Genomic DNA, 21587 nt, shown 5'->3' with positions numbered 1-21587 from the left:
AACTGATGAGTTTACCCATTCCCGGTACTAATTTATTTAAACTGTTAGCGGCCAATGCTGTATTGGCACTGCTGGCGGGGTTCTGGCCAGCGCTCACGGTGCTTTGGCAGATTAGCCTGCTGGCCTCGGCAGCGGTTGCCCTGCTCGATCTGTTTTTACTGTATCGACGTGCAATTCCGGAAGCTCAGCGAGAGATTAATACCTCGATTCCTTTAGGGGTCGCTCGCGATGTGAGCCTACATCTGAACAATGTGTCGAAGTACCCTTGCACACTGGATATCTACGATCATTTTCCACTGCAGTTAGAGGCCGAAGGCTTACCTGTACATTTAAGTTTGCCGCCTAATGGCTCGGTTGAAGTGCGCTATCAAGTGACCGCCAAGATGCGCGGCAAGTTTTACTTTCCGGGTGTACAGTTGCATTTGTACTCGCGCTGGCGGCTTTGGGAGCGGGATTACCGCCTATTGCTACCCTCTGAGATTCATGTCTACCCTAACTTTGCGGCCATTCCGCAATTGGCATTGCTGGCCACTGATAATCATTTAAGTCAGCTGGGTATTATCAAAAAGCCACGTCGTGGACAGGGACAGGGTTTTCATCAGCTACGCGAATACCGCGATGGCGATAGCATCCGGCAGATTGATTGGAAAGCCACTTCCAGAATTCGCAAAGTGATTTCCCGTGAGTATCAGGATGAACGTGATCAGGAGATTATTTTCCTACTGGATTGCGGCCACCGGATGCGCGCGATGGATAATGATTTATCGCACTTCGATCACACGCTAAATGCCATGTTGATGCTCTCTTATGTGGCATTACGACAAGGTGATGCGGTCGGCTTGAGTAGCTTTGGCGGTTCAAATCGCTGGGTATCACCTAAAAAAGGCTATCACACCATTCAGCGCTTGCTCAATACGACCTACGACCTGCAACCGGGCAATGAAGCGCCGGACTATGTTCAGGCAGCCAGTGACTTACTGGTTCGCCATAAAAAGCGGGCGCTGGTGATTATTCTAAGCAACGTCCGCGATGAAGATAGCGCAGAGCTTCAAGCGGCAATGCGCTTATTGCAGCGTCGGCATTTAGTACTAATGGCGAGTTTGCGTGAAAACATGTTGGATGAAGTGCTGGAAACGCCACCGACCGATATGAAAGAAGCCTTGCGCATTAGTGCCACCCATCATTATTTACAACAACGTAAGCAAGCCTTTGATGGGCTAGTCAGCCAAGGTGTAATTGCGGTAGATGTGAAGCCAGAAGCCTTAGGCGTGGCATTGATTAATAGCTACCTCTCGATTAAAAGCAGTGGACGACTGTAAGCCGGTTTGAGATAAATCTCGTCCGGCCCAATAGCGGTGACATCATTATAAAATTATTGTTGCGTCGTGCTATCAGGCCAAACGAGCAGTTAACCAGTATCCATGAGTGGTGTATTAACAGGGCTTATCGCGGATGGTGAACTAACACCAAGCTCTGCTAACCTCGGGGCACGGCTAACATCCTGTTTTTAATCATGTAATGCAAGTTAACCTGATCATCGCTACAGAACAAAGCGTTGCGCCACATCAATGATGCGCTGAAACCTGTTGTTGTTTGGGGGAAGTTTCAACTGGCACGCTGAAAGACAATAAGCTAGAAATAATAACGCGTTTCATAAAATCCTTTTTATCTACGGCGTGTTTATCAATGGTTGTGGAACGAGCTCAAGTTAACGCTTATCGACCGTTTATCCTCGTTACCACCGACAAAGCAAGCAAATAGGCCGACAACCGGCCAAGTTACTAAAAATCACCGCGTATAGCAGAATTACAGACCGCATTTAATCGCTCGTGATAAACTGCGCCCACTGACAATAAGTTTTTTAACATGCCAATGAAACAAGCCGGAACCACCTTTAAGCGCGTCATGGCCGTCGTTGTTGCCGTCTCCGCGCTGCTGTTTTTACTGTTTATCTTTTTTGCGACCCGCAGTGTTCTGGATATCTGGGACCGTATGCTATTGCTGCCGCCAGCAGCTTTTTATAGCTACCTAGGTGTCATCATTGCCTTTTTGCTCGGGACGGTGTGGGTGATTTATCGCTTACTGCGCTCTCCTGCCAGCCTGCCATTGAGTGACCATGAAGACGTCTCTGAAGAAACGGTATTACAAGAGCTGGAAAAAGCAGAAACCTATGGTATGGATACCGCTGAGCTGCGCCGTGAGTTAGAAAACTTACAAGCCAGACAAGATACCGGCTCTATTTATGTCGCGTTATTTGGCAATATCAGCACGGGTAAAAGCTCAATTATTAAAAGCCTGCTGCCAGAAGCGCATATCGATATCAATGTACGTGGCGGTTCAACGCAAACCATCACACAATACACTTGGTCTTCCAGCTCTGGGGATCAACTAATTCTTACCGATTTACCGGGCCGCAATGAAGCCAGTGGCTCCTTGGATGAAATGGCCAATGAAGAAGCGATTCGTGCGCAGCTGGTCATTTATGTGACGGATTCAGATTTATCACGTACCCAGTTCGATGATATTCAGGAACTGATGAGTTTTGGCAAACCGCTGATTGTGGCGCTGAATAAAAGTGACCGTTATAACAACGGAGAGCGCGCCTTATTGAAACAACGCTTTGATGAGCGGGAATTGGGCAAGACACGTTTGGTCTTTGTGCAATCAGGTGGCGAGGAAGAAGTCATTCGGATTGATAAGGATGGCAATGAGAAAACTTTGATTCGACCTCGTAAAGCACGCATTGATGAGCTAGCCGAAGCGCTGCAAGCGGAGATTGATGAGCAAAGTGAGCTGCTGGATTCCTTACGGGATGCGTCGGTCTTTGTGCTGGTAAAGCAAAAGCTGGACTCAGAAAAAGCCGTATTCCGCACTCGAAAAGCCAAGGACATTGTTACTAGCTCGACCCGCAAAGCAGTGGTTGGTGCCATGGCCTCAGTCAGCCCCGGTGCAGATTTAGTGGTTCAGGGCTATCTTGGAACGCGCATGGTGCAGGATTTATGTGCGCTGTATGATGCGCCAGTCAAGCAGCTGGATATCGACAAATTTCTAAACTTCAGTCAGGATTTGATGAAGAAAAGTGTGCCGCTGATTTTAGCGGTGGCAGGCAATGGTTTAAAAGCGTTTCCGGGCATTGGCACGGTCGCAGGTGGTTTAGTTCATGCTGTCGCGTATGGCATGATTTTCGATGCATTGGGTAAGTCTGTAAGTAAAACCCTGGAACAACGTGGTCAGTTACGAGCGGCTCCTGCTGCGCTGACGTTTAAGGAGATGTTGAGTGAAAATCTGGAATCACGTGCAAAATTATTTGCCAGACTGGTTTTCGAACAACGAAAAGAATCCGTCGGAAAATCCGACGACCGCTGATCCTGCCGAGCCCTCGCGCTCAGGTGATAACCATCTGGCCTTAGCCAAAGAGAGCCTAACTCAACTGCTCAATGATGAGCGGGTGCCGGAGTCGGTGCGCAATGGCTTGCAGGCGGATTATCAGGTGATTCGCCAGATGCTGGATAAGCTAGAGCACGGACAGCTCCACATTGCCGTATTCGGTCGCGTAAGTGTGGGTAAGTCATCAGTGCTGAATGCGCTGATTGGCCGCGAGGTGTTTAGCGTGAGCCTGCTACATGGTGAAACCAAGCAAGCGGATATGGAAGCTTGGAAAGAAGTCGATGCCGGCGGCGTTTATCTGATCGATACCCCTGGCATTAACGAGATTGACGGCGAAGCTCGTGAAGCGCTGGCACATGATGTGGCTGAGCGCGCGGATATGTTGCTGTTTGTGGTGGATAGCGACCTAACCGATGTTGAGTTAAAAGCCCTGAAAACAGTGGCTGAAGCCAAGCGCCCGATCATTCTGGTGGTCAATAAATCCGATCAATACAGCGAAGCCGAAATCATGCAATTGCGTGGGATTATCCGCGATCGTGTATCAGGCATAATTGCGCCAGAAAATATTGTGTTCTCAGCTGCCTCGCCTGGTAAGCAAATCATTATTCGCGAAGATGAGTTTGGCAATGAGCATGAGTCTACGCGCCAACGCCCCGTTGATATCATCAATTTGCGCTCGCGGCTGTGGGACATTATTGAGGCCGAAGGTAAAACCTTATCCGCTCTGAATGCTTCTCTGTTTGCCGGTCAACTGAGTGAACAGGTTGGTGAGCGTATGCTAGCAGTGCGTCAGGAAGTTGGCGCACGCGTAATCAATTTGTACTGCATAGCCAAAGGCGTGGCAGTGGCGCTAAACCCTGTACCCATTGCTGATCTGGTGGCTGCAGTGGCAATTGATGTCAGTATGATCGTGCATCTATCACGTATTTACGGCTTACCAATGAGCAAATCTGAAGCCGGTGAACTTATTAAGAACATTGCGGCACAAATGGTAGTGCTTTACGGATCATTCTGGGCAGTGAATTTACTGTCATCGACCCTGAAAATTACCACGGTGGGCTTATCCACCATTTTAACCGGGGTCACTCAGGGCGCCATTGCCTGGTATAGCACGCTAATTATCGGTCGCGCTGCGGAGCGCTATTTAGCCAAAGGAAAATCTTGGGGTGATAGCGGGCCTAAGCTCGCAGTTGCAGAGATTCTGGATAGCTTGGATCGCGACTCGATTATGAAAGAAGCTAAAGAAGAAATAATGACATTTATAAAAAAAGGTAAAGCGTAGTATGCGAGGCAACAACTTTCTGATGAATAAACTTGGCCGAGTAGTTGCAGGCCTGCTGATTGCCGCGGCGGTTGGTGGTTATAACTATTTTACTCAAGGTAGCTTTGATCTTGGCAGCCTAGGTGGCAATGGCCAGAGCGCATCAAACGGGCAATCTGGCCAAGCGCCAGAAATTGCTAATCAGAATGCCCTGCTAACTAAAATTCGTAAAGCTAAAGAAGATACGAATTCACAGTTTTGGATGACGGCCGAAGGCACTGTGATCAAGAACCTGAAGGATGATACTAAAGGTAGCCAGCATCAGAAATTCCTATTTAAACTAGCTCCGGATATCACGCTACTAGTGGCTCATAATATTGATCTCGCACCACGCGCACCGGTCAGAGAAGGCGATAAAATAAAAATCAAGGGCCGTTATGAGTGGAATAACCGAGGTGGCGTATTGCATTGGACCCATCATGACCCTAAAGGCCGTAAAGAAAGCGGCTGGATTTATGCGGGCGGGCAGTATTACAAGTAGCCTCGTTTAAACCGAATCATTTTTGTAATTGCCAAGCCACCGATATCCCATTATGATTATCGCGTGGCGATGGCGTCGTCACTCTGTGCACTGAGCACGTAAAGACCGGATTTATTTCCAATTTCGTCCTGAACGCCGGGATCTTCTGGGGTCTCAATCACGGCCCCATGCAGAGGTCGCGATGACATTATCTACTCGTACTGAATTTCTACGATTTCATAACGGTGAGCAAGCCGTTCTCCCCTTTTCTAATGCCGAATATGAGCAACGCTTAGCTGGTTTACGCCAGATTATGCGTGAGCAAAGTATTGATGCCGTTGTACTCACGTCAATGCATAATGTCGCCTATTACTCAGGCTTTTTGTATTGCGCTTTTGGCAGGCCATACGCCTGTGTAGTGACCGCAGATACGAATGTCACCATCAGCGCGGGCATTGATGCGGGACAGCCTTGGCGTCGTTGCTTTGGCGATAATATTACGTTTACCGATTGGACCCGCGATAATTACTGGCGCGCTGTGCTGTCGGTAACGGGCAGCGGCAAAAACATTGGCTTTGAAAGCGACCATCTCACGTTGTTGCAACTCGACAAATTAAAGCACTTCCTCAAGCCAGCCAACACGGTTGATGTCTACAGCCTCACCATGCAGCAACGCATGCACAAATCCCCTGCTGAAATTGAGCTGATCAAACACGGTGCAGCCGTGGCCGATGTTGGCGGCTATGCAATTCGCGAGTCGATTAAAATTGGGACGCGTGAAATTGATGTCGCCATGGCCGGACGCGATGCTATGGAGCTGGAAATTGCCAAACGCTTTCCGGATGCGGAGTACCGCGATACTTGGGTTTGGTTTCAGTCCGGACTCAATACTGATGGCGCACACAACCCAGTCACTGCTCGCAAATTAGAGCGTGGCGATATTCTGTCCTTAAACACGTTTCCGATGATTAGTGGCTATTACACCGCCCTTGAGCGCACACTGTTTGTGGGTGAAGTGGATGATGCCAGCATGCAAATCTGGCAAGCTAATATCGATGCACATGAGCTGGGCATTAGCCTGATTAAACCGGGTGCAACTTGCTCTGGCATCACCGCCAAGATCAATGAGTTCTTTGCTGAACGTGATTTACTGCAATACCGTTCCTTCGGCTATGGGCATAGCTTTGGTGTGCTCTCGCACTATTACGGACGTGAGGCAGGCTTGGAGTTGCGTGAAGATATCGATACCGAGCTAATTCCCGGCATGGTGGTTTCGATGGAGCCAATGCTCACCATTCCAAACGGCCAAGCGGCCGCTGGTGGTTATCGGGAGCATGATATTTTAGTGGTTGGCGAGACGGATGCGGAGGATATTACGAAATATCCGTATGGCCCGGAGTTTAATGTGGTGCCTGTATAAACTGGCTGCTGCCACCTAGATACACACTCAACACATACAAGTCTGCCCGCAAACTTCGCGGGCAGATTTGATACTTTTACTGTTAAAACTCAAGCGTAAATCGTTGACTAACAGTTCAGTAAATAGTGAATCTTACAATGCGGCTAATGCTGCATCGTAGTCTGGCTCCTGAGCGATTTCAGGCACTAGCTCGGTGTAAACCACTTCATTTTCAGCATTCAGCACCATCACTGCACGGCCTGACAAGCCTGCCAATGGGCCATCGGTAATCAGAATACCGTAGTCTTCTGCAAAGCTGCGTGAACGCATCATGGATAAGGTTTTAACCGCTTCCAGACCTTCTGCGCCACAAAAACGGCCTTGTGCAAATGGAAGATCCGCAGAGATTGTCAAAAATACCGCGTCATCATGGTCAGCAGCGGCTTCATTAAAACGCTTAGTTGAAAGAGCACAGATACCAGTATCGACACTTGGAACGATATTCAGTACTTTTTTCTTGCCAGCGTACTCAGCCAAGCTAACATCAGCCAGCTCGCCAGTGGTCAATGTGAAATCTGGCGCAGTGCTGCCAACAGCGGGTAACTCACCATTGGTATGAATTGGATTGCCTTGAAGTGTGATCGTAGCCATACGCATTATCCTGTGGTTGTTTTAGTGTTAAGAATTTATCCGCTTAACTATATCGTATCAATGCCGTATAGCAAGCTTGGGAATGGGAGAACTTGCAAGCGACTCAAAAAGCAGTTAGCTTGCACTCCTTTATAAACTAGTATGGATTAAACTATGGCCAGTGCAAACGCCAGACACATTCTTGTCGCGACTGAAGAAAAGTGCCTTGAACTGAAAAAAGAAATTGAAGCCGGTGCAGATTTTGGTGCAGTGGCTAAAGCTAACTCTAGCTGCCCATCAGGCGGACGCGGTGGCGATCTAGGTACTTTTGGCCCAGGCCAGATGGTTCCTGAGTTTGACAAGGTTGTATTCAGCGCTGACGTTGGAACGGTTCAGGGTCCGGTAAAGACTCAGTTCGGTTACCACTTGCTGGAAGTGACTCAGCGTCAGGACTAAATCCCCTGAGCTGTGCCTCGTTCCATGGCTAACCGTCAGTGGAACGAGGACGCCTTCCACCAATAGTGTGCGTAATGGCATCCGCTTTTTGAATGACACTGTTCGCAATCGCTTCAATACGCGTATCTAAAATACGCACCGATGGCCCGGATATCGACACGGCGGCAATCGCTTCACCATATTCATCATAGATATTACTGGCAATGCAACGCAGCCCTGGCGTTTGTTCTTCATCATCCAAGGCATAACGTGTTTTGCGAATCTTAGCCAGCTCAGCCAATAAACCATCAATCGTGACAATCGTTTTCTCGGATAAGGGCTTTAAGCCGGTACGTTCGATAATTTGACGGACATCCGCCTCCTGCATTGCAGATAACAAGGCTTTACCGACACCGGAAGCATGCAAATAACCACCGCTACCAACTTGCACCACCATCCGCATCACTTCTTTGCACTCAATCTGTCCAACGAATACATGGCGATCGCCTTTGATCACGGCAAGATTTGAGGTCTCCCCCGTCTCAGCAACCAATTCGCGCATGATTGGACGCGCCTGCGTAATGAAATCCCGCTTGCGCAAATAGGCATTACCGACCGAAAAGGCCTTGATCCCCACGCTCCACAAGCCTTTGGACTCTTCGTATTCCACATAACCTAAATGTTTCATACTCACCAACAGGCGATGGGTCGTGGAGTTAGCAAGGCCTGAGGCGGCTGATAGCTCAGCCAGACTCATTCCCGGATCAGCTCCCGACTCGGCTAATTGGCTCAGCAGATTGAACGCCCGGTCCAATGATTGAACCGAGCCCCCTGCTTTGCTTTTAGCGCTTGGCTTTAAGCTATCGATTGCTTGAACTCCCGACGACGTGCATGCAAACGTGGCTCAGTGTAGCCATTGGGCTGAGCCGTGCCATCAAAAATCAGGTCGCAAGCGGCTTTGAAAGCAATGCTATCAGCGGTATTTGGCGTCATTGGAATGTACGCTGCATCGCCTGCGTTTTGCTGATCAACCACCACTGCCATACGCTCCAGCGTTTCCATGACCTGTGCTTTATTCAAAATGCCATGACGCAACCAGTTAGCAATGTGCTGACTGGAAATACGCAATGTCGCGCGATCTTCCATTAAGCCGACATTGTTGATGTCTGGCACTTTGGAACAACCAACACCTTGATTAATCCAGCGCACTACATATCCCAACAAGCCCTGCGCATTATTATCCAACTCAGCCTGAATCAGCTCTGGCGTCAGTGCCATATCGCCTAATTGTGGCACGGTCAGAATATCATCCAAATTAGCGCGCTCACGCGAAGCAAGTTCAGCTTGGCGAGCAAACACACTCACTTGATGATAATGCGTGGCGTGCAGTGTGGCAGCCGTTGGAGAAGGTACCCAAGCGCAGTTAGCACCGGCCATTGGGTGGCCAATTTTGGCTTCCAACATACCTGCCATTTCATCCGGCATTGCCCACATACCTTTACCGATTTGCGCATGACCACTGAAGCCACATTCCAAGCCAATATCGACGTTCCAGTTTTCATAAGCGGCAATCCAAGGCTGTTGCTTGATATTGTCTTTTGGCAGGAATGGGCCCGCTTCCATACTAGTGTGAATTTCATCACCGGTGCGATCCAGGAATCCAGTATTAATGAATACAATGCGGTCTTTTACTTCACGGATACAGGCTTTCAGGTTAACCGTAGTCCGGCGCTCTTCATCCATTACACCAATTTTCATGGTGTTTGGCGCTAAGCCCAATGCCGTTTCAACGCGAGAGAACAACGTATTAGCAAATGCCACTTCTTCAGGGCCGTGCATTTTTGGCTTAACAATGTAAATGCTGTTTTGGCGGCTATTGCTTAAGTCACCCGTGTGGTTGAAGTCATGCAGCGCGCAAGCTGTCGTGATCATGGCATCCAGCATTCCTTCTGGAACTTCGTCACCATTAGCATCTAATACCGCATCATTAGTCATCAAATGACCAACGTTACGAACCAACAGCAGACTGCGGCCGTGTAGGCTTAAATCGCTACCATCCAATGCCGTGTAGCTGCGGTCAGGGTTCATGCGACGAGTTAACTGCTTGCCACCTTTCTCAAAGGTTTCGCTCAGGTCGCCTTTCATCAGGCCTAACCAGTTGCTGTAAACCAAGGTTTTATCTTCAGCATCAACTGCAGCGACCGAATCTTCGCAATCCATAATGGTGCTCATTGCAGATTCGAGCACGACATCTTTAATACCAGCAGGGTTTGATTGACCAATCACTGAGTCGCGATCAATACACACTTCGATGTGCAGGCCATTGTTCACAAACAACAGCAAAGTTGGTGCAGCCGCATCACCTTGGAAGCCAATGAATTTTGCAGAGTCTTGTAATTGAGTTTGGCTGCCATCTTGCAGTTTAACGGTGAGTGACATAGTGGAGTCACCGGTTAGCTCGTAGGCGGCAACATCAGCATGCTTGCCTTCAGCTAGTGGGATTGCGCCATCCAAAAAGGCCTGAGCCGTTGCAACAACACGCTCTCCACGAACGGGGTTATAAGCCGCTGTTTTTTCAGCGCCTTCGCTATCATCAATCGCATCGGTACCATAATAGGCATCAAACAAGCTGCCCCAGCGCGCATTGGCCGCATTCAGCGCGAAACGTGCATTGTTTACTGGAACCACTAATTGTGGGCCCGCTACGGTAGCAATTTCAGCATCGACGCCTTGAGTACCAATACTAAAATCAGCACCTTCATCAACTAAGTATTCGATTTCACGCAGGAAAGATTTGTAGCTATCCATGTCCTGAATCGGACCTTGATTTTGCTGATACCACTGATCCAGTTTCACCTGAATCGCATCACGCTTGGCCAGCAGTGCTTTGTTCTGTGGTGCCAGCTCATTCAGAATCGTTTCGAAACGCTGCCAGAAAGTAGCGCTGTCAATACCGGTGCCCGGAAGGATTTGCTGATCAACTAATGCATGCAATGAGGCTGCAACTTGCAAGCCACCCTGTTGAATTCGATTACTCATGTACCACTCCTGATCGTGAATCAATGTCTATTTCAATTTATGGTATAGCATCTCACGATACGGAACCATAATTTTTTTTAACATCGACTATCAGGTTTTCTATCCGGTACTTAAACCTTAGAGATTACGATTTTTGGGGAGTAACCACTTATCCAATATGCGTTTGAGTTGTGGGGCCTGAAATGGCTTTGCTAAATAATCATCTAAGCCAAGGCTGAGGTATTTTTCTTTAGAATCCGACATCGCATTAGCCGTCAACGCGACCACTGGCACCCGCTTAGCACCTGCATTCATCATATTCTTAAGTTCACATGTCGCTTCCACACCATCCATTCTTGGCATACTGATATCCATCAGCACCAAATCAAACTCATGCTCAAGATATTGCTCAATCGCTTCGATACCATCATTGGCAATCGTCACTTTGGCATTCAGCTTATTCAAAATGGCTTTCGCAACCATTTGATTCACGCGGTTATCTTCAACCAAGAGAATATGTGGGTTCTGTCTGGGTTGAGTTTGCCCCTTTTCCAAGGGCTGATGGCTTGGAACCGTTAGCGGATCAAAGTCATGAGCAGTATTTTGCGTGAGGGCAATGCGTAATTTGAATCGGGACCAAGGACGCGCGATCACAGACCAGCCATGGACTTTATTAGCGTACGACCTGTTTGCCACGTCATCATTTTCGTTGCACAGCATTACCCAACGCTTGCTATCCAGAGGCGAGTTGGCGACAAATTCAAACAGATAATTTTGCTCATCAGGAGTTAGTGCATCAACATCTACTAAGAATTTACTAAATGATTGCTTGGGATCTTCAGCCCAACGGGTAAGCTCTTGCAGTGAGCTAGCTTGCTGAAGCGATCCATATAAACTAGTCAATAAATGGCTTAGGTAGTCATCATTTGGAAGATTGGCCTGAAATACAGCGCAATGACCTGCCCTAGTCGTAACTTCCCGAACACCTTCAGCCCCATAAACAGGTATCTCAAACCAAAACTTACTGCCGTGGCCAATATCTGGCTCTGCGCCCATTTTGCCTCTAAACAGGCCCACTAAGCGACGACTGATGGATAAACTAAGCCCGGTTCCGTGGTGTCCGAAATCCTTCCGCTGAATTTGATTTTGCTTTAAAGAAAATAACTCATCGATAAGATCATGAGTCAAACCGCCACCGGTATCAATCACCTCAAATCGCAAGGTAACGAATTCACCATGTCGCGATAAAACATTACCCGAAGCGTAGACGTGCCCTTTCTCCGTGAACTTGATCGCAATACTAATCAGATTTTGCAGAATTTGCTTAATCCGTCCAGCATCCGAAATTAGTGTTTCTGGCATATCCTCATCAATTGCACCGATTAACTCAATATTTTTCTCAGCGGCTAACGGTGCCATCGTAGTTAACACTTTGCTGGCCATTTCATGAAAGTTGAAACGCTCAGGATTAAGTGTGAGCTGGTTAGCCTCAAGCTCTGCAAGATCCATCGTATCTTCTAATACGCGGAATAAGCCTCTGGCTGACTCTAAAATTATTTGATTATGGCTATGCTGACGGGGACTGAGATCGGACTCTGCCAATAGCGCTGACATACCAATAATGCCATTCATGGGCGTACGAATCTCATGATTCATATTATTCAGAAACGCCATTTTAGCGCTCAGGCCATGTGCTAATTTTTGTTCGGCAATATCAAGATCTTTACGCAGTCGTTCAATCTCACGTTCCTGAGAGGCGAGCTGCTTTTTGAGTTGCTGATGCTCAGGGTCATGTAACTCCTGAGCGTCTGTCTGCGTTGGTTTGCACACTATATCCATAATATTTTTATTATTCTGCAGTCGATTTCATTAAACACCGGAGCCCTCAAAGCTCGGATGCTATTTTGATTAATGCTTAATAGAGTACCATAACAATAAGGAAACTCTAATAAGCTAATCAGCCAACTGACGAAATGCGAGGAACGAACACTGACAGCCATTAACTAGGCGCGACCTCAAGGTAGTAAGGATTATAACGCTTTATGGCTCTCTCAAGATGTTTCGCTAAATACAGGCGACTTTTGCCTTGAGGTGAAAAAGAGTCATGCGTCTCAAAATACAACTCTCCATTTTTTTCCTGATAACCGACAATAGCAATAAAATGCCCCCAGCCAAATGGTACATAGAAGGTGCCGTAAGGCTTTCCGGTCTCATTGCCGCGAGGTAAGTCATTCATATTTACATTGATAATGGCTACTTTTTTCTGATCAATCACTTTTTTCAGTTCGATGTAGTTTCGACCACGAATGAGATCACCACGCTGACTACTTACCCCCATAAAACGCAGATAGACTTGTATATCTTTTAAGCTCCACCAGCCCTCATTATCTTTGCTAGAAGGTCGGTGGCGATAATCCGCTAATAGTTTACGGGCCTTAATGACTTCTCCTGACAGACTCTCCACATCAAAACTTCGATCAGCATACTGACGAGCCATTAATGCAGTAATCGGCCCGCAATTAGACAAATCACCTGCCTTTCTAAGGAGAAATAATTCTCCGGACGGATCATTGGATTCATTTGCGCACACACTCATGCTAACTAGCAGTAACGAACCTAAACACTTACGAATTAACGACTTCATACACTCCCTCTCCCCTTGCGCAACACAAGGCTCCTAATTATTCACGCCTTTTTATCACCGGAAACCGCTAACGGTTTGAATCGTTTTTTTTCGGGCAAATAATACATAAAACGCAGCGAAATGGCTATTAGTTAGCCGAAGTCCATTCTTGTGTTTAGCTTCATAAATCGAATACAAGCCCACTCATCAATAAAAGGCTTCGTCTCCTCCCTCTGGCACACGCAACCAAGACTCAAGCCACCTAAACTGCCTTTGAAAACACATACATCCAATAACAATGAAAATTTTGAAAGGACCTCGAATGAAAAGGATACTGCTTACCCCGATATTACTGTGTAGCCTGCTTTTCCTGCATGGCTGCGCTGGCGACTCCAAAGTCGACTACCACGATACCGCTGCTAACTCATATGAAGATACAAAGGATGACCCAAAAACAACCGAGGATGGCGGCGATACGGATGGCTCCGCTACGACGGTTAGCTGTGAGACCATTGCCGAACCCATTGAGCCATTTATTTGGGTGAAAAGGCATTATGGACTTCTGAGAAATCAGGCTTATGTGATCAGCCAAGCTGATACCAATGGCGACCTGACCTTGGCAGGTGAAACAGGTGGGTTTCTTGACTTAACCGTCACAGCCGATGCCCCTGCAGGTGCTACAACCTTAAAAGTTGATTCCACAACAGCGCTGGTACCTAATCAACTGATTACCTACCTGAGTGAAAACCTAGACTACAATGTTGCTCAAATAGCATCACTGGATGCCACTACCATTACACTTACCGGAGCGACGGCTCTAGTGAGCCCGGTATTGGCAGGCCAAAACCTCTGGAACTTTTACTTTGATCCAAGCCACCCGAATGAGCTTGGTTACAAAGCCATTGCCGATTATGGGTATCGCAGTGTTGCCAATAGCATTACAAATGATGGCACCCATGTGTTGTTAGGTGATAGCTGGTTTGCTGATGGTGTGATTAGAGACCGCTTAGCACTGCGTTTTCCAGACGCCAAAATTGTTCAAAGCGGCGTTGGTGGTAACACCTTATGCGATCTTCTAGGACGCTTTGAAACAGATGTTAGCCCTGAGCTACCGAATTATGTTTGGGTTAATAGCAGCGTCAATGATTACTTTAATGACGTGACTCAGGAAGACTACAAAATCCGTCTGCAAAATCTCATTTTTAAGATTCAGCAAACAGGCGCACAGGCAATTGTTTATGACTCAGCGCCAGGACCATCCGGCACGGCAGCAGATGGTACTTTATTGTTTGATCTGGCCATGCGCTACACCTCTCAGGTAGAGAATCTACTGAATGAGTCACAGCCTTAAAATTAAACCATTCTGTCAATGACTTAGGTCAACTAAAGGTAAATGGGTGATTAACAATAAGTCACCCATCCTTTAATAATTCATTCTCTAAGTGATATTGACTAAGTAGCCCTTCAGGTCAATGATTAGCTGGCTACTAGCGCATTGCGCGAACAGAATTTAATAATTAATAAGGAAATACTTATGAAACTGACGAACACTGTAAATGGCCTGTTATTAAGTGCAGCAGTTATTGCAAGCTTGGGCGCATCTTCTGCAATGGCCGCTGACGGAAAAGCGCTATACACAGAAAAGTTATGTGTGACTTGTCATGGCGCTGAAGGTAAAGCGCCTATTATTCCTACGTACCCTAAGCTGGCTGGCCAGAATAAAGAGTACTTGATTGCCCAAACTACCATGATCAAAGAAGGCGTACGCACCGGTGGTATGACTGCAGCGATGATGCCTTTGGTAGCAGCCGTGACTGCTGAAGAAATCGAAGCAATCTCAGAGTACTTATCTTCTGTTGAATAAACAGCTGTATATCTCTGATATGGCAAGGCCAGATACCCTTCTGCGCCTTGCTTTTTACTTTTACTCACCCTCTACTTCGCTAGTTCCTGCCTCCAAAACCACAGTCTTTTTTAGACTCCCCATACCGTTTTAGCTTCTCAGCTCACGCCCCTCTCAGCCCAGTACTGGCTTTATTAAGAAATTCAAACTGGCACCACTATCTAATTGGTTTTATGATCTAATAGTACACCCGTTACCGTGACCGGAAATCCGATCCGGTTTACCCCATTCTATTCAAGATCTCAGAGGACATTTTAATGCAACCAAACGACTCCAAGCTGCTTCATCAAAAATGTTACATCAACGGCGAGTGGCTTGACGCAGATAACGCTTCAACAATTGAAGTGACTAACCCTGCGAATGGCGACGTACTTGGCACCGTCCCGAATATGGGCGAGCAAGAAACGCAACGCGCCATTGATGCTGCAAATGCTGCACTGCCTGCATGGCGTGCGCTGACGGCAAAAGACCGTGCGAACAAAATGCGTCGCTGGTTTGAGCTGATGATGGAAAATCAAGATGATCTAGGCATGATCATGACCTTGGAACAGGGTAAGCCACTGCCAGAAGCCAAAGGCGAGATTGCTTATGCGGCCTCTTTTATTGAGTGGTTTGGGGAAGAAGCAAAACGTGTATACGGTGAAACCGTTCCTGGCCACCAGCCGGATAAGCGCATTCTTGTATTAAAACAACCAATCGGTGTTACTGCGGCTATTACGCCATGGAACTTCCCTGCGGCAATGATTACCCGTAAAGCCGGCGCGGCACTAGCTGCTGGCTGCACAATGGTTATCAAACCTGCGGCTGAAACGCCTTATTCTGCCTTTGCATTGGCAGAGCTTGCAGAGCGCGCAGGCATTCCAGCTGGCGTACTGAACATTGTAACAGGTGACGCCGTAGCTATCGGTGGTGTACTAACCAGCAGCCCAATCGTGCGTAAACTGTCCTTCACTGGTTCAACCGGTGTTGGTATCAAGTTGATGGCTCAGTGTGCGCCAACAGTTAAGAAAATGTCTTTGGAGCTGGGCGGAAACGCGCCATTTATTGTATTTGATGACGCTGATATTGATGCAGCCATCGAAGGCGCCATGATTTCAAAATACCGTAACGCTGGCCAGACTTGTGTCTGCGCTAACCGAATTTATGTGCAAGACGCAGTTTACGATCAGTTCGCTGAGAAATTGGCAATTGCAGTTGGCAAACTGAAAGTGGGTAGCGGATTAGATGAAGGAGTTACTACCGGACCACTGATCAGCGATGCCGCCATCACTAAAGTTAAAACACATCTGAAAGATGCGGTTGATAAAGGCGCCACCATCTTAACCGGTGGTGATGTGCATGAATTGGGTGGTACCTTCTTCCAGCCAACGATTGTAACTAACGTTGATAGCTCCATGCTGGTTGCTCGTGAAGAAACATTTGGTCCATTAGCACCACTATTCCGCTTCAAAACCGTTGATGATGTTATTCATCAGGCGAATGATACTGAATTTGGTCTGGCGGCTTACTTCTACGCTCGTGACTTGTCACGTGTTTGGAAGGTGTCAGAAGCACTGGAATACGGCATGGTGGGAGTAAACACCGGTCTGATTTCTACTGAAGTAGCACCATTTGGTGGTATCAAGTCCTCTGGCTTGGGCCGTGAAGGCTCACACCATGGAATCGATGAATACCTCGAAACCAAATACATCTGCATGTCTGTTTAAGACTTAGCTGAAAAAAGGCTCCCACTTGATCTAATCAATGGGAGCCTTTTTGTGCCTGACTTTATCTCAATGGCCAAGCTTTTCAGCACCAAGCCAAGTCACAAAATATTCCTCAGCACTCCGTAATCCGTAATCCGTAATCCGTAATCCGTAATCCGTAATCCGTAATCCGTAATCCGTAATCCGTAATCCGTAATCCGTAATCCGTAATCCGTAATCCGTAATCCGTAATCCGTAATCGCCAATGATTTACTGGTTGTGTAACTGCTGGCGTTTATTCGCAGTCCCTTTACCCATTTTTTTACCAGTAACCACCGCTTTCTGCTTCACAAACGCCGGCTCACCTTTCTGCCCTGAGCGCTGATAATCTTCTAGTAACGCCGCTTCTAATTCTGCCTTATCCAACACCAAGACATCCGTCGAAACCACATGAATCAAATCAAACAAGCGCTGTAAATTGATTTTCCAAGTACTGTTTGAAGCGATATAGAGCGCATCAGACAAAGCCAGAAAACGCACAAATGGCTGATCCCCTAAAATCACCGGCAAACTCACTGTAAAGCGCCCGGAATTGGCAATCATATCCCAGTAGCGCGCCAAGCGATTCACTCGCTGCATGGTGCTAAAGTCAATATCGCGAGTGCTAAGAATATTGTAGGGAGGATGCGGGTTATAGCGCAGCTGGTAGTCTTCACTGTGGCGGTTAATTGGCGCACCACGCAAACGTTTTAAAATGCCCAGCTGGATTTCCTGTGGTCGCAACAAGGCTAACTGATCAAAACTTTTACCAAAATTCTCCAGTGTATCGCCCGGTAAACCGAAGATCAGATCAGTATGTAAGTGCGCGCCAGTATGCTCCCGTAGCCACAGCAGATTTTTGATCGTTTTGTCGTTATCCTGACGGCGACTAATCAAATCCTGAATTTGTGGATCGAAAGTTTGTACCCCAATTTCAAATTGCAGACGATTAGGCGGGAAGCGCTTGAGCATGTCTTTTAAAGCATCCGGTAGATTATCCGGAATCACTTCAAAATGAAGGTATAAATCCTCGTCCATCCGCTCTAAGAAAAATTCCAGAATCGCTACCGAGGTTTTTACCTTCAGATTAAACGTCCGATCGATAAACTTAAAATTGCGCGCGCCGCGTTGATACAAGGAATCCATTTCATCCAAAAAGGCTCCCAGCTCAAATGGCTTGGCTGTTTTATCTAAAGCCGACAAACAGAACTCGCACTTAAACGGGCACCCACGCGAGGCTTCTACATACGTGATGCGATTAGCCAGGTCCTCTTCCAAGTAGAACTGATAAGGCAACTGCAGTTGATCAAGTGGCACCGACACACCACTAATAATCCGGTTCAACGGCTTTTGGCCTTGTAGCAGTTGCTCACACAATTGACGAAAGCTTAGCTCACCCGGCCCTGTAATCACATAATCGGCCAACTCAGCCACATCAGGTAAATCAGGCGGATGGCTCACTTCCGGCCCGCCCAACACGATTTTCACCTGAGGCGCAATTTGCTTGAGCACTCCAACCAACTCAGTGACTTCACGCACGTTCCAAATATACACACTGATGCCAATAATTGTAGGTTGATCGCTTAGCAATTTTTCCGCAATATTGAGCGGCATTTCGTGAATCGTAAATTCACGCATCACCGTCTGTGCCTGCAGCTCACCAAGGTTTGCATAGAGGTAACGTAATCCGAACGCAGTATGGATATAGCGTGCATTTAAAGTGGCTAAAGTGATCATCTTAAAGGCATAAAGTCTTAAATATTGACGTACACGGCTTACATTGCAAGGATTTCATTTACGCCAACTTTTTTTCCGTTAATATTAATGTAGTACCCCGATTATCTTTCTATCCCGAAGGAATTCTCATGACCGACGTAATCGCTCAAGATAACACATTGATGGCAGTATCCACACTCAAAGACCAAGTCCGGATGGTTGGTGACTTGTTAGGTGAAGTACTTTGCGAAATTTCCGGCGAGGAACTTTTCACTGCGGTTGAACATCTGCGAAAAGGCTATATTCAGCTCAGTATAAAAGACGACGAGCAGCAACGTGCCGAATTGATGCAATACATCGAGTCATTAGATATTGATCTGTTGGAACAGGTTATTCGTGCCTTCAATATTTTCTACATGGTATCGAACATCGTCGAAGAGGATTTCCTACACAGACAACGCCGCAAACTGTACCGCACCGGCTCACGCAGCTTATGGAAAGGGTCGTTCTTAGGCGCGGTTGAGGATATGAAACAGCAAGGCCTGAGTGCCAGCGAAGTACAGACTGTACTGGATCAAATGCGCTACATTCCGGTATTTACGGCGCACCCGACTGAAGCCCGTCGCCGTACCTCAATGACATTGCAACGTAGCATCTTCCTGATTCTTGATCAGTTACACAATGATTACCTGATTGAAGAAGAGCGCGACTCCATCAAGCGCCACTTGAAAGCACAAATCCAACTGCTCTGGCGTACCAATGAAGTACGTGTAGACAAACCCACCGTAGAAGATGAAATCCGCTATGGTTTGTTCTACTTCGACACCAGTATTTTCCGTGCTATTCCGGAAATGTACCGCTTCTTTGAGCGCGCCATGCGTAAGGTTTATGGCGCAGGTGAAATCACCGTGCCATCGGTATTACGCTTTGGTTCATGGATTGGTGGTGACCGCGACGGTAACCCTTTTGTAACTGCTGACCTAACCAGCAAAGCCGTTCGCTTGCACATGCAGTGCATTTTAAATGAATACATTCGTTGCACTCGTGCCCTGCGTAATATCCTGTCGCACGACACGGCTTATATCACGCCGACTGACGCCTTCACTCAGTCTATGCAAGCTGATGAGGTCACGTTGCTGAAGCCGGTATTTAAAGATAAGCCGGATCACCTGCGGAGCGAGCCTTACCGCCGCAAGCTACAAATCATGGCTTACCGTCTGAAGCAAACCCTACTGCAGGTCAATGCGCGCTTGGGTGATGGACAGGTTGATCCAAATCACCATGGCTATAAAGGCATTGATGAGTTCATGAATGATCTGTATCTGATCCGTGACTCCCTGCACAGCCATAATGACCATGCCACGGCTGCGCGTGAGCTAAAAGACTTGATTCGCTTAGCCGAGACCTGTGGTTTTAGTTTGTTTGATCTGGATATTCGCCAAGAATCCACCGAGCACACCAATGCCGTTATCGAGGTATTACAGCAGTTCCGTCCTGATACCGACTATGCCTCAATGGATGAAGATGCGCGTATTGCCCTACTCTCTCAGTTAATTGAGCACAGAGCCTTACCAAAGCCAAACCCTGAGTCACTCAGCGATCAAACCATCGAAGTACTGAAAGTATTTGATGTGATGGTCGATATGCGCAAAGAAACCGGCGATAGCATTTTCGGCACTTACGTAATCTCAATGACGCACGATGCCAGCCACATTATGGAAGTGATGTTCCTTGCTCGTCTGGCCGGTTTGGCTGGTAAAGATGCGGACGGTAAGTATTTCGCGAATATCCAAATTTCACCACTATTTGAAACCATTGATGACTTACAACGTATCGCAATTGTGTTGGATAAGTTACTGGTTAACCCAACCTACAAAGCGTTGCTGGAAGCCTCAGGCAACTTACAGGAAGTTATGCTTGGCTATTCTGATTCCAATAAAGATGGCGGCATTTTGGCCTCGCAATGGAGCTTGTATAACGCCCAGAAAGAAGTGATTGCACTGACCGAAAAATACGGTGTGAACTGCCGATTATTCCACGGCCGTGGCGGTACCGTAGGACGTGGAGGCGGACCAACTCACGAAGCGATTATTTCTCAGCCGCCCGATACGGTTAAAGGTCAGATCAAATTCACCGAGCAAGGTGAAGTCATCTCCAATAAATACAGCAACGTGGAAACGGCGGTGTATGAATTGGGGGTAGGTATTACTGGCTTGTTAAAGAGCAGCATCTGCTTAGTCCGCAAACATGGCCCTTATCATGAGTTGTTCTTAACTACCATGGCGCAGCTGGCCTCAGCCGGGGAATTCAGCTATCGAGATTTGACGGATAACACGGATGGTTTCCAAGATTATTTCTATGAGAACACGCCGGTTCAGGAAATTGGTCAGCTAAATATCGGCTCACGCCCGTCGCATCGTAAGACGGCGATTCGCTCCAAATCTTCAATCCGTGCCATTCCGTGGGTCTTTGGTTGGGCGCAAGCACGTCATACTTTACCTGCTTGGTACGGCATCGGTTCTGCTCTGTCCGCCTTCCGTGAGCAGATTCCAGAGGGCGAAGAAACACTCAAGAAAATGTATCAGGAATGGCCATTCTTCCGTGCGCTATTTAGTAATGTGCAAATGTCACTGACCAAAGCCCGTATGAATACTGCCAAGGAATACTCAGAGCTGTGGGCTGATCAATCACAATCTCAGAAAATCTTCTCGAAAATTCGCAATGAGTATGAGCTGACGGTTAGCGAAGTACTGAATATCTGTGAGCAAGATACCCTACTGGAGAATGCACCAAAACTGCGTTATTCACTGGAGCGTCGCGAGCCGTATCTGGACCCACTAAACCATATCCAGATTGCGTTAATGAAACGTCACCGTAGCTTCCCTGAAGGTGATGAGCGCTCGCCATGGTTAGATGGTTTGTTGTTAACGATCAATGCGATAGCGGCAGGTATGCGTAATACCGGCTAGGT

At 47.4% G+C, this 21587-nt stretch carries 17 protein-coding genes; 10 read left to right on the top strand and 7 right to left on the bottom strand.

Going from position 1 to position 21587, the window contains the following annotated elements; genetic code table 11:
- The first annotated feature begins 5 nt into the window (after window positions 1-5).
- The 4 genes from LEUMU_RS0102665 (at window position 6) to LEUMU_RS24360 (ending at window position 5189) form a co-directional block, all read left to right on the top strand.
- A complete protein-coding gene (locus LEUMU_RS0102665; RefSeq protein WP_022950737.1) occupies window positions 6-1319 on the top strand; it encodes a DUF58 domain-containing protein in 1314 nt (437 codons plus the stop codon).
- Between the two features lie 547 nt (window positions 1320-1866).
- The gene (locus tag LEUMU_RS0102660) at window positions 1867-3366 is read left to right on the top strand and encodes a GTPase (protein WP_026744424.1); all 1500 of its coding nucleotides are present in this window, start codon (window positions 1867-1869) and stop codon (window positions 3364-3366) included.
- On the top strand, window positions 3278-4669 hold the full coding sequence (locus LEUMU_RS24365) for a YcjF family protein (protein ID WP_245570678.1): 1392 nt from the start codon (window positions 3278-3280) through the stop codon (window positions 4667-4669). Before LEUMU_RS0102660 ends, LEUMU_RS24365 begins: the two co-directional genes overlap by 89 nt.
- Before the next feature lie 22 nt (window positions 4670-4691).
- A complete protein-coding gene (locus LEUMU_RS24360; protein ID WP_040504094.1) occupies window positions 4692-5189 on the top strand; it encodes a DUF3465 domain-containing protein in 498 nt (165 codons plus the stop codon).
- A gap of 56 nt (window positions 5190-5245) precedes the next feature.
- Here the strand turns inward: LEUMU_RS24360 and LEUMU_RS29280 are convergent, their stop codons facing one another.
- Window positions 5246-5377 carry a hypothetical protein gene (locus tag LEUMU_RS29280; RefSeq protein WP_281169910.1) on the bottom strand — a complete coding sequence of 44 codons (132 nt, stop codon included), beginning with the start codon at window positions 5375-5377 and terminating at the stop codon, window positions 5246-5248.
- Here LEUMU_RS29280 and LEUMU_RS0102645 point away from each other — a divergent pair.
- On the top strand, window positions 5371-6588 hold the full coding sequence (locus LEUMU_RS0102645) for an aminopeptidase P family protein (protein WP_022950733.1): 1218 nt from the start codon (window positions 5371-5373) through the stop codon (window positions 6586-6588). The two genes, LEUMU_RS29280 and LEUMU_RS0102645, sit on opposite strands and share 7 nt — an antisense overlap.
- 132 nt (window positions 6589-6720) lie before the next feature.
- Here the strand turns inward: LEUMU_RS0102645 and tpx are convergent, their stop codons facing one another.
- A complete protein-coding gene (gene tpx, locus LEUMU_RS0102640; protein WP_022950732.1) occupies window positions 6721-7218 on the bottom strand; it encodes a thiol peroxidase in 498 nt (165 codons plus the stop codon).
- A 153-nt stretch (window positions 7219-7371) separates the two neighbouring features.
- Here tpx and LEUMU_RS0102635 point away from each other — a divergent pair, with 153 nt between their 5' ends.
- Entirely contained in the window at window positions 7372-7653 is a 282-nt protein-coding gene (locus LEUMU_RS0102635) for a peptidylprolyl isomerase (RefSeq protein ID WP_022950731.1), read from the top strand.
- A gap of 28 nt (window positions 7654-7681) precedes the next feature.
- On the opposite strand, the gene LEUMU_RS0102630 is transcribed toward LEUMU_RS0102635, so the two are convergent.
- The 4 genes from LEUMU_RS0102630 to LEUMU_RS0102615 form a co-directional block, all read right to left on the bottom strand.
- On the bottom strand, window positions 7682-8446 hold the full coding sequence (locus LEUMU_RS0102630; protein WP_022950730.1) for an IclR family transcriptional regulator: 765 nt from the start codon (window positions 8444-8446) through the stop codon (window positions 7682-7684).
- 41 nt (window positions 8447-8487) lie between these two features.
- The gene (locus LEUMU_RS0102625; RefSeq protein ID WP_022950729.1) at window positions 8488-10671 is read right to left on the bottom strand and encodes a malate synthase G; all 2184 of its coding nucleotides are present in this window, start codon (window positions 10669-10671) and stop codon (window positions 8488-8490) included.
- 117 nt (window positions 10672-10788) lie between these two features.
- Window positions 10789-12489, bottom strand: a complete 1701-nt coding sequence (locus tag LEUMU_RS0102620; RefSeq protein ID WP_022950728.1) for a response regulator — start codon at window positions 12487-12489, stop codon at window positions 10789-10791.
- Window positions 12490-12649: 160 nt separating this feature from the next.
- Window positions 12650-13294 (bottom strand): cysteine peptidase family C39 domain-containing protein, encoded by a 645-nt coding sequence (locus tag LEUMU_RS0102615; RefSeq protein WP_022950727.1) that lies wholly within the window; start codon window positions 13292-13294, stop codon window positions 12650-12652.
- A gap of 301 nt (window positions 13295-13595) precedes the next feature.
- Between LEUMU_RS0102615 and LEUMU_RS0102610 the strand changes: the two genes are divergently transcribed.
- The 3 genes from LEUMU_RS0102610 to gabD all read left to right on the top strand — a co-directional run bounded on the left by LEUMU_RS0102610 (window position 13596) and on the right by gabD (window position 16882).
- Window positions 13596-14624, top strand: coding sequence for a GDSL-type esterase/lipase family protein (locus LEUMU_RS0102610; RefSeq protein ID WP_022950726.1), 1029 nt, complete (start codon window positions 13596-13598; stop codon window positions 14622-14624).
- A gap of 183 nt (window positions 14625-14807) precedes the next feature.
- Window positions 14808-15137: a c-type cytochrome gene (locus tag LEUMU_RS0102605; protein WP_022950725.1), complete on the top strand. Its 330-nt coding sequence runs from the start codon at window positions 14808-14810 to the stop codon at window positions 15135-15137.
- 296 nt (window positions 15138-15433) lie between these two features.
- Window positions 15434-16882 (top strand): NADP-dependent succinate-semialdehyde dehydrogenase, encoded by a 1449-nt coding sequence (gabD, locus tag LEUMU_RS0102600; RefSeq protein ID WP_022950724.1) that lies wholly within the window; start codon window positions 15434-15436, stop codon window positions 16880-16882.
- Between the two features lie 249 nt (window positions 16883-17131).
- Here the strand turns inward: gabD and LEUMU_RS0102595 are convergent, their stop codons facing one another.
- On the bottom strand, window positions 17132-18637 hold the full coding sequence (locus tag LEUMU_RS0102595) for a B12-binding domain-containing radical SAM protein (protein WP_022950723.1): 1506 nt from the start codon (window positions 18635-18637) through the stop codon (window positions 17132-17134).
- A 128-nt stretch (window positions 18638-18765) separates the two neighbouring features.
- Between LEUMU_RS0102595 and ppc the strand changes: the two genes are divergently transcribed.
- Entirely contained in the window at window positions 18766-21585 is a 2820-nt protein-coding gene (gene ppc / locus LEUMU_RS0102590) for a phosphoenolpyruvate carboxylase (RefSeq protein ID WP_022950722.1), read from the top strand.
- Window positions 21586-21587 lie beyond the last annotated feature (2 nt).

Origin of the sequence: Leucothrix mucor DSM 2157, assembly GCF_000419525.1 — a bacterium.
In the GTDB taxonomy this organism is placed as follows: Bacteria; Pseudomonadota; Gammaproteobacteria; order Thiotrichales; family Thiotrichaceae; genus Leucothrix; species Leucothrix mucor.
The sequence above is the reverse complement of the archived record's forward strand: the minus strand, read 5'-3'. Positions and strand labels throughout refer to the sequence as shown.

What these genes read in the sequence shown, in the direction of transcription:
- LEUMU_RS0102665 (WP_022950737.1), top strand. Translation starts at nt 6, where the DNA reads ATGAGTTTACCCATTCCCGGTACTAATTTATTTAAACTGTTAGCGGCC.
- LEUMU_RS0102660 (WP_026744424.1), top strand. Translation starts at nt 1,867, where the DNA reads ATGCCAATGAAACAAGCCGGAACCACCTTTAAGCGCGTCATGGCCGTC.
- LEUMU_RS24360 (WP_040504094.1), top strand. Translation starts at nt 4,692, where the DNA reads ATGAATAAACTTGGCCGAGTAGTTGCAGGCCTGCTGATTGCCGCGGCG.
- LEUMU_RS0102645 (WP_022950733.1), top strand. Translation starts at nt 5,371, where the DNA reads ATGACATTATCTACTCGTACTGAATTTCTACGATTTCATAACGGTGAG.
- LEUMU_RS29280 (WP_281169910.1), bottom strand. Translation starts at nt 5,377, where the DNA reads ATGTCATCGCGACCTCTGCATGGGGCCGTGATTGAGACCCCAGAAGAT.
- tpx (WP_022950732.1), bottom strand. Translation starts at nt 7,218, where the DNA reads ATGGCTACGATCACACTTCAAGGCAATCCAATTCATACCAATGGTGAG.
- LEUMU_RS0102635 (WP_022950731.1), top strand. Translation starts at nt 7,372, where the DNA reads ATGGCCAGTGCAAACGCCAGACACATTCTTGTCGCGACTGAAGAAAAG.
- LEUMU_RS0102625 (WP_022950729.1), bottom strand. Translation starts at nt 10,671, where the DNA reads ATGAGTAATCGAATTCAACAGGGTGGCTTGCAAGTTGCAGCCTCATTG.
- LEUMU_RS0102620 (WP_022950728.1), bottom strand. Translation starts at nt 12,489, where the DNA reads ATGGATATAGTGTGCAAACCAACGCAGACAGACGCTCAGGAGTTACAT.
- LEUMU_RS0102615 (WP_022950727.1), bottom strand. Translation starts at nt 13,294, where the DNA reads ATGAAGTCGTTAATTCGTAAGTGTTTAGGTTCGTTACTGCTAGTTAGC.
- LEUMU_RS0102610 (WP_022950726.1), top strand. Translation starts at nt 13,596, where the DNA reads ATGAAAAGGATACTGCTTACCCCGATATTACTGTGTAGCCTGCTTTTC.
- LEUMU_RS0102605 (WP_022950725.1), top strand. Translation starts at nt 14,808, where the DNA reads ATGAAACTGACGAACACTGTAAATGGCCTGTTATTAAGTGCAGCAGTT.
- gabD (WP_022950724.1), top strand. Translation starts at nt 15,434, where the DNA reads ATGCAACCAAACGACTCCAAGCTGCTTCATCAAAAATGTTACATCAAC.
- LEUMU_RS0102595 (WP_022950723.1), bottom strand. Translation starts at nt 18,637, where the DNA reads ATGATCACTTTAGCCACTTTAAATGCACGCTATATCCATACTGCGTTC.
- ppc (WP_022950722.1), top strand. Translation starts at nt 18,766, where the DNA reads ATGACCGACGTAATCGCTCAAGATAACACATTGATGGCAGTATCCACA.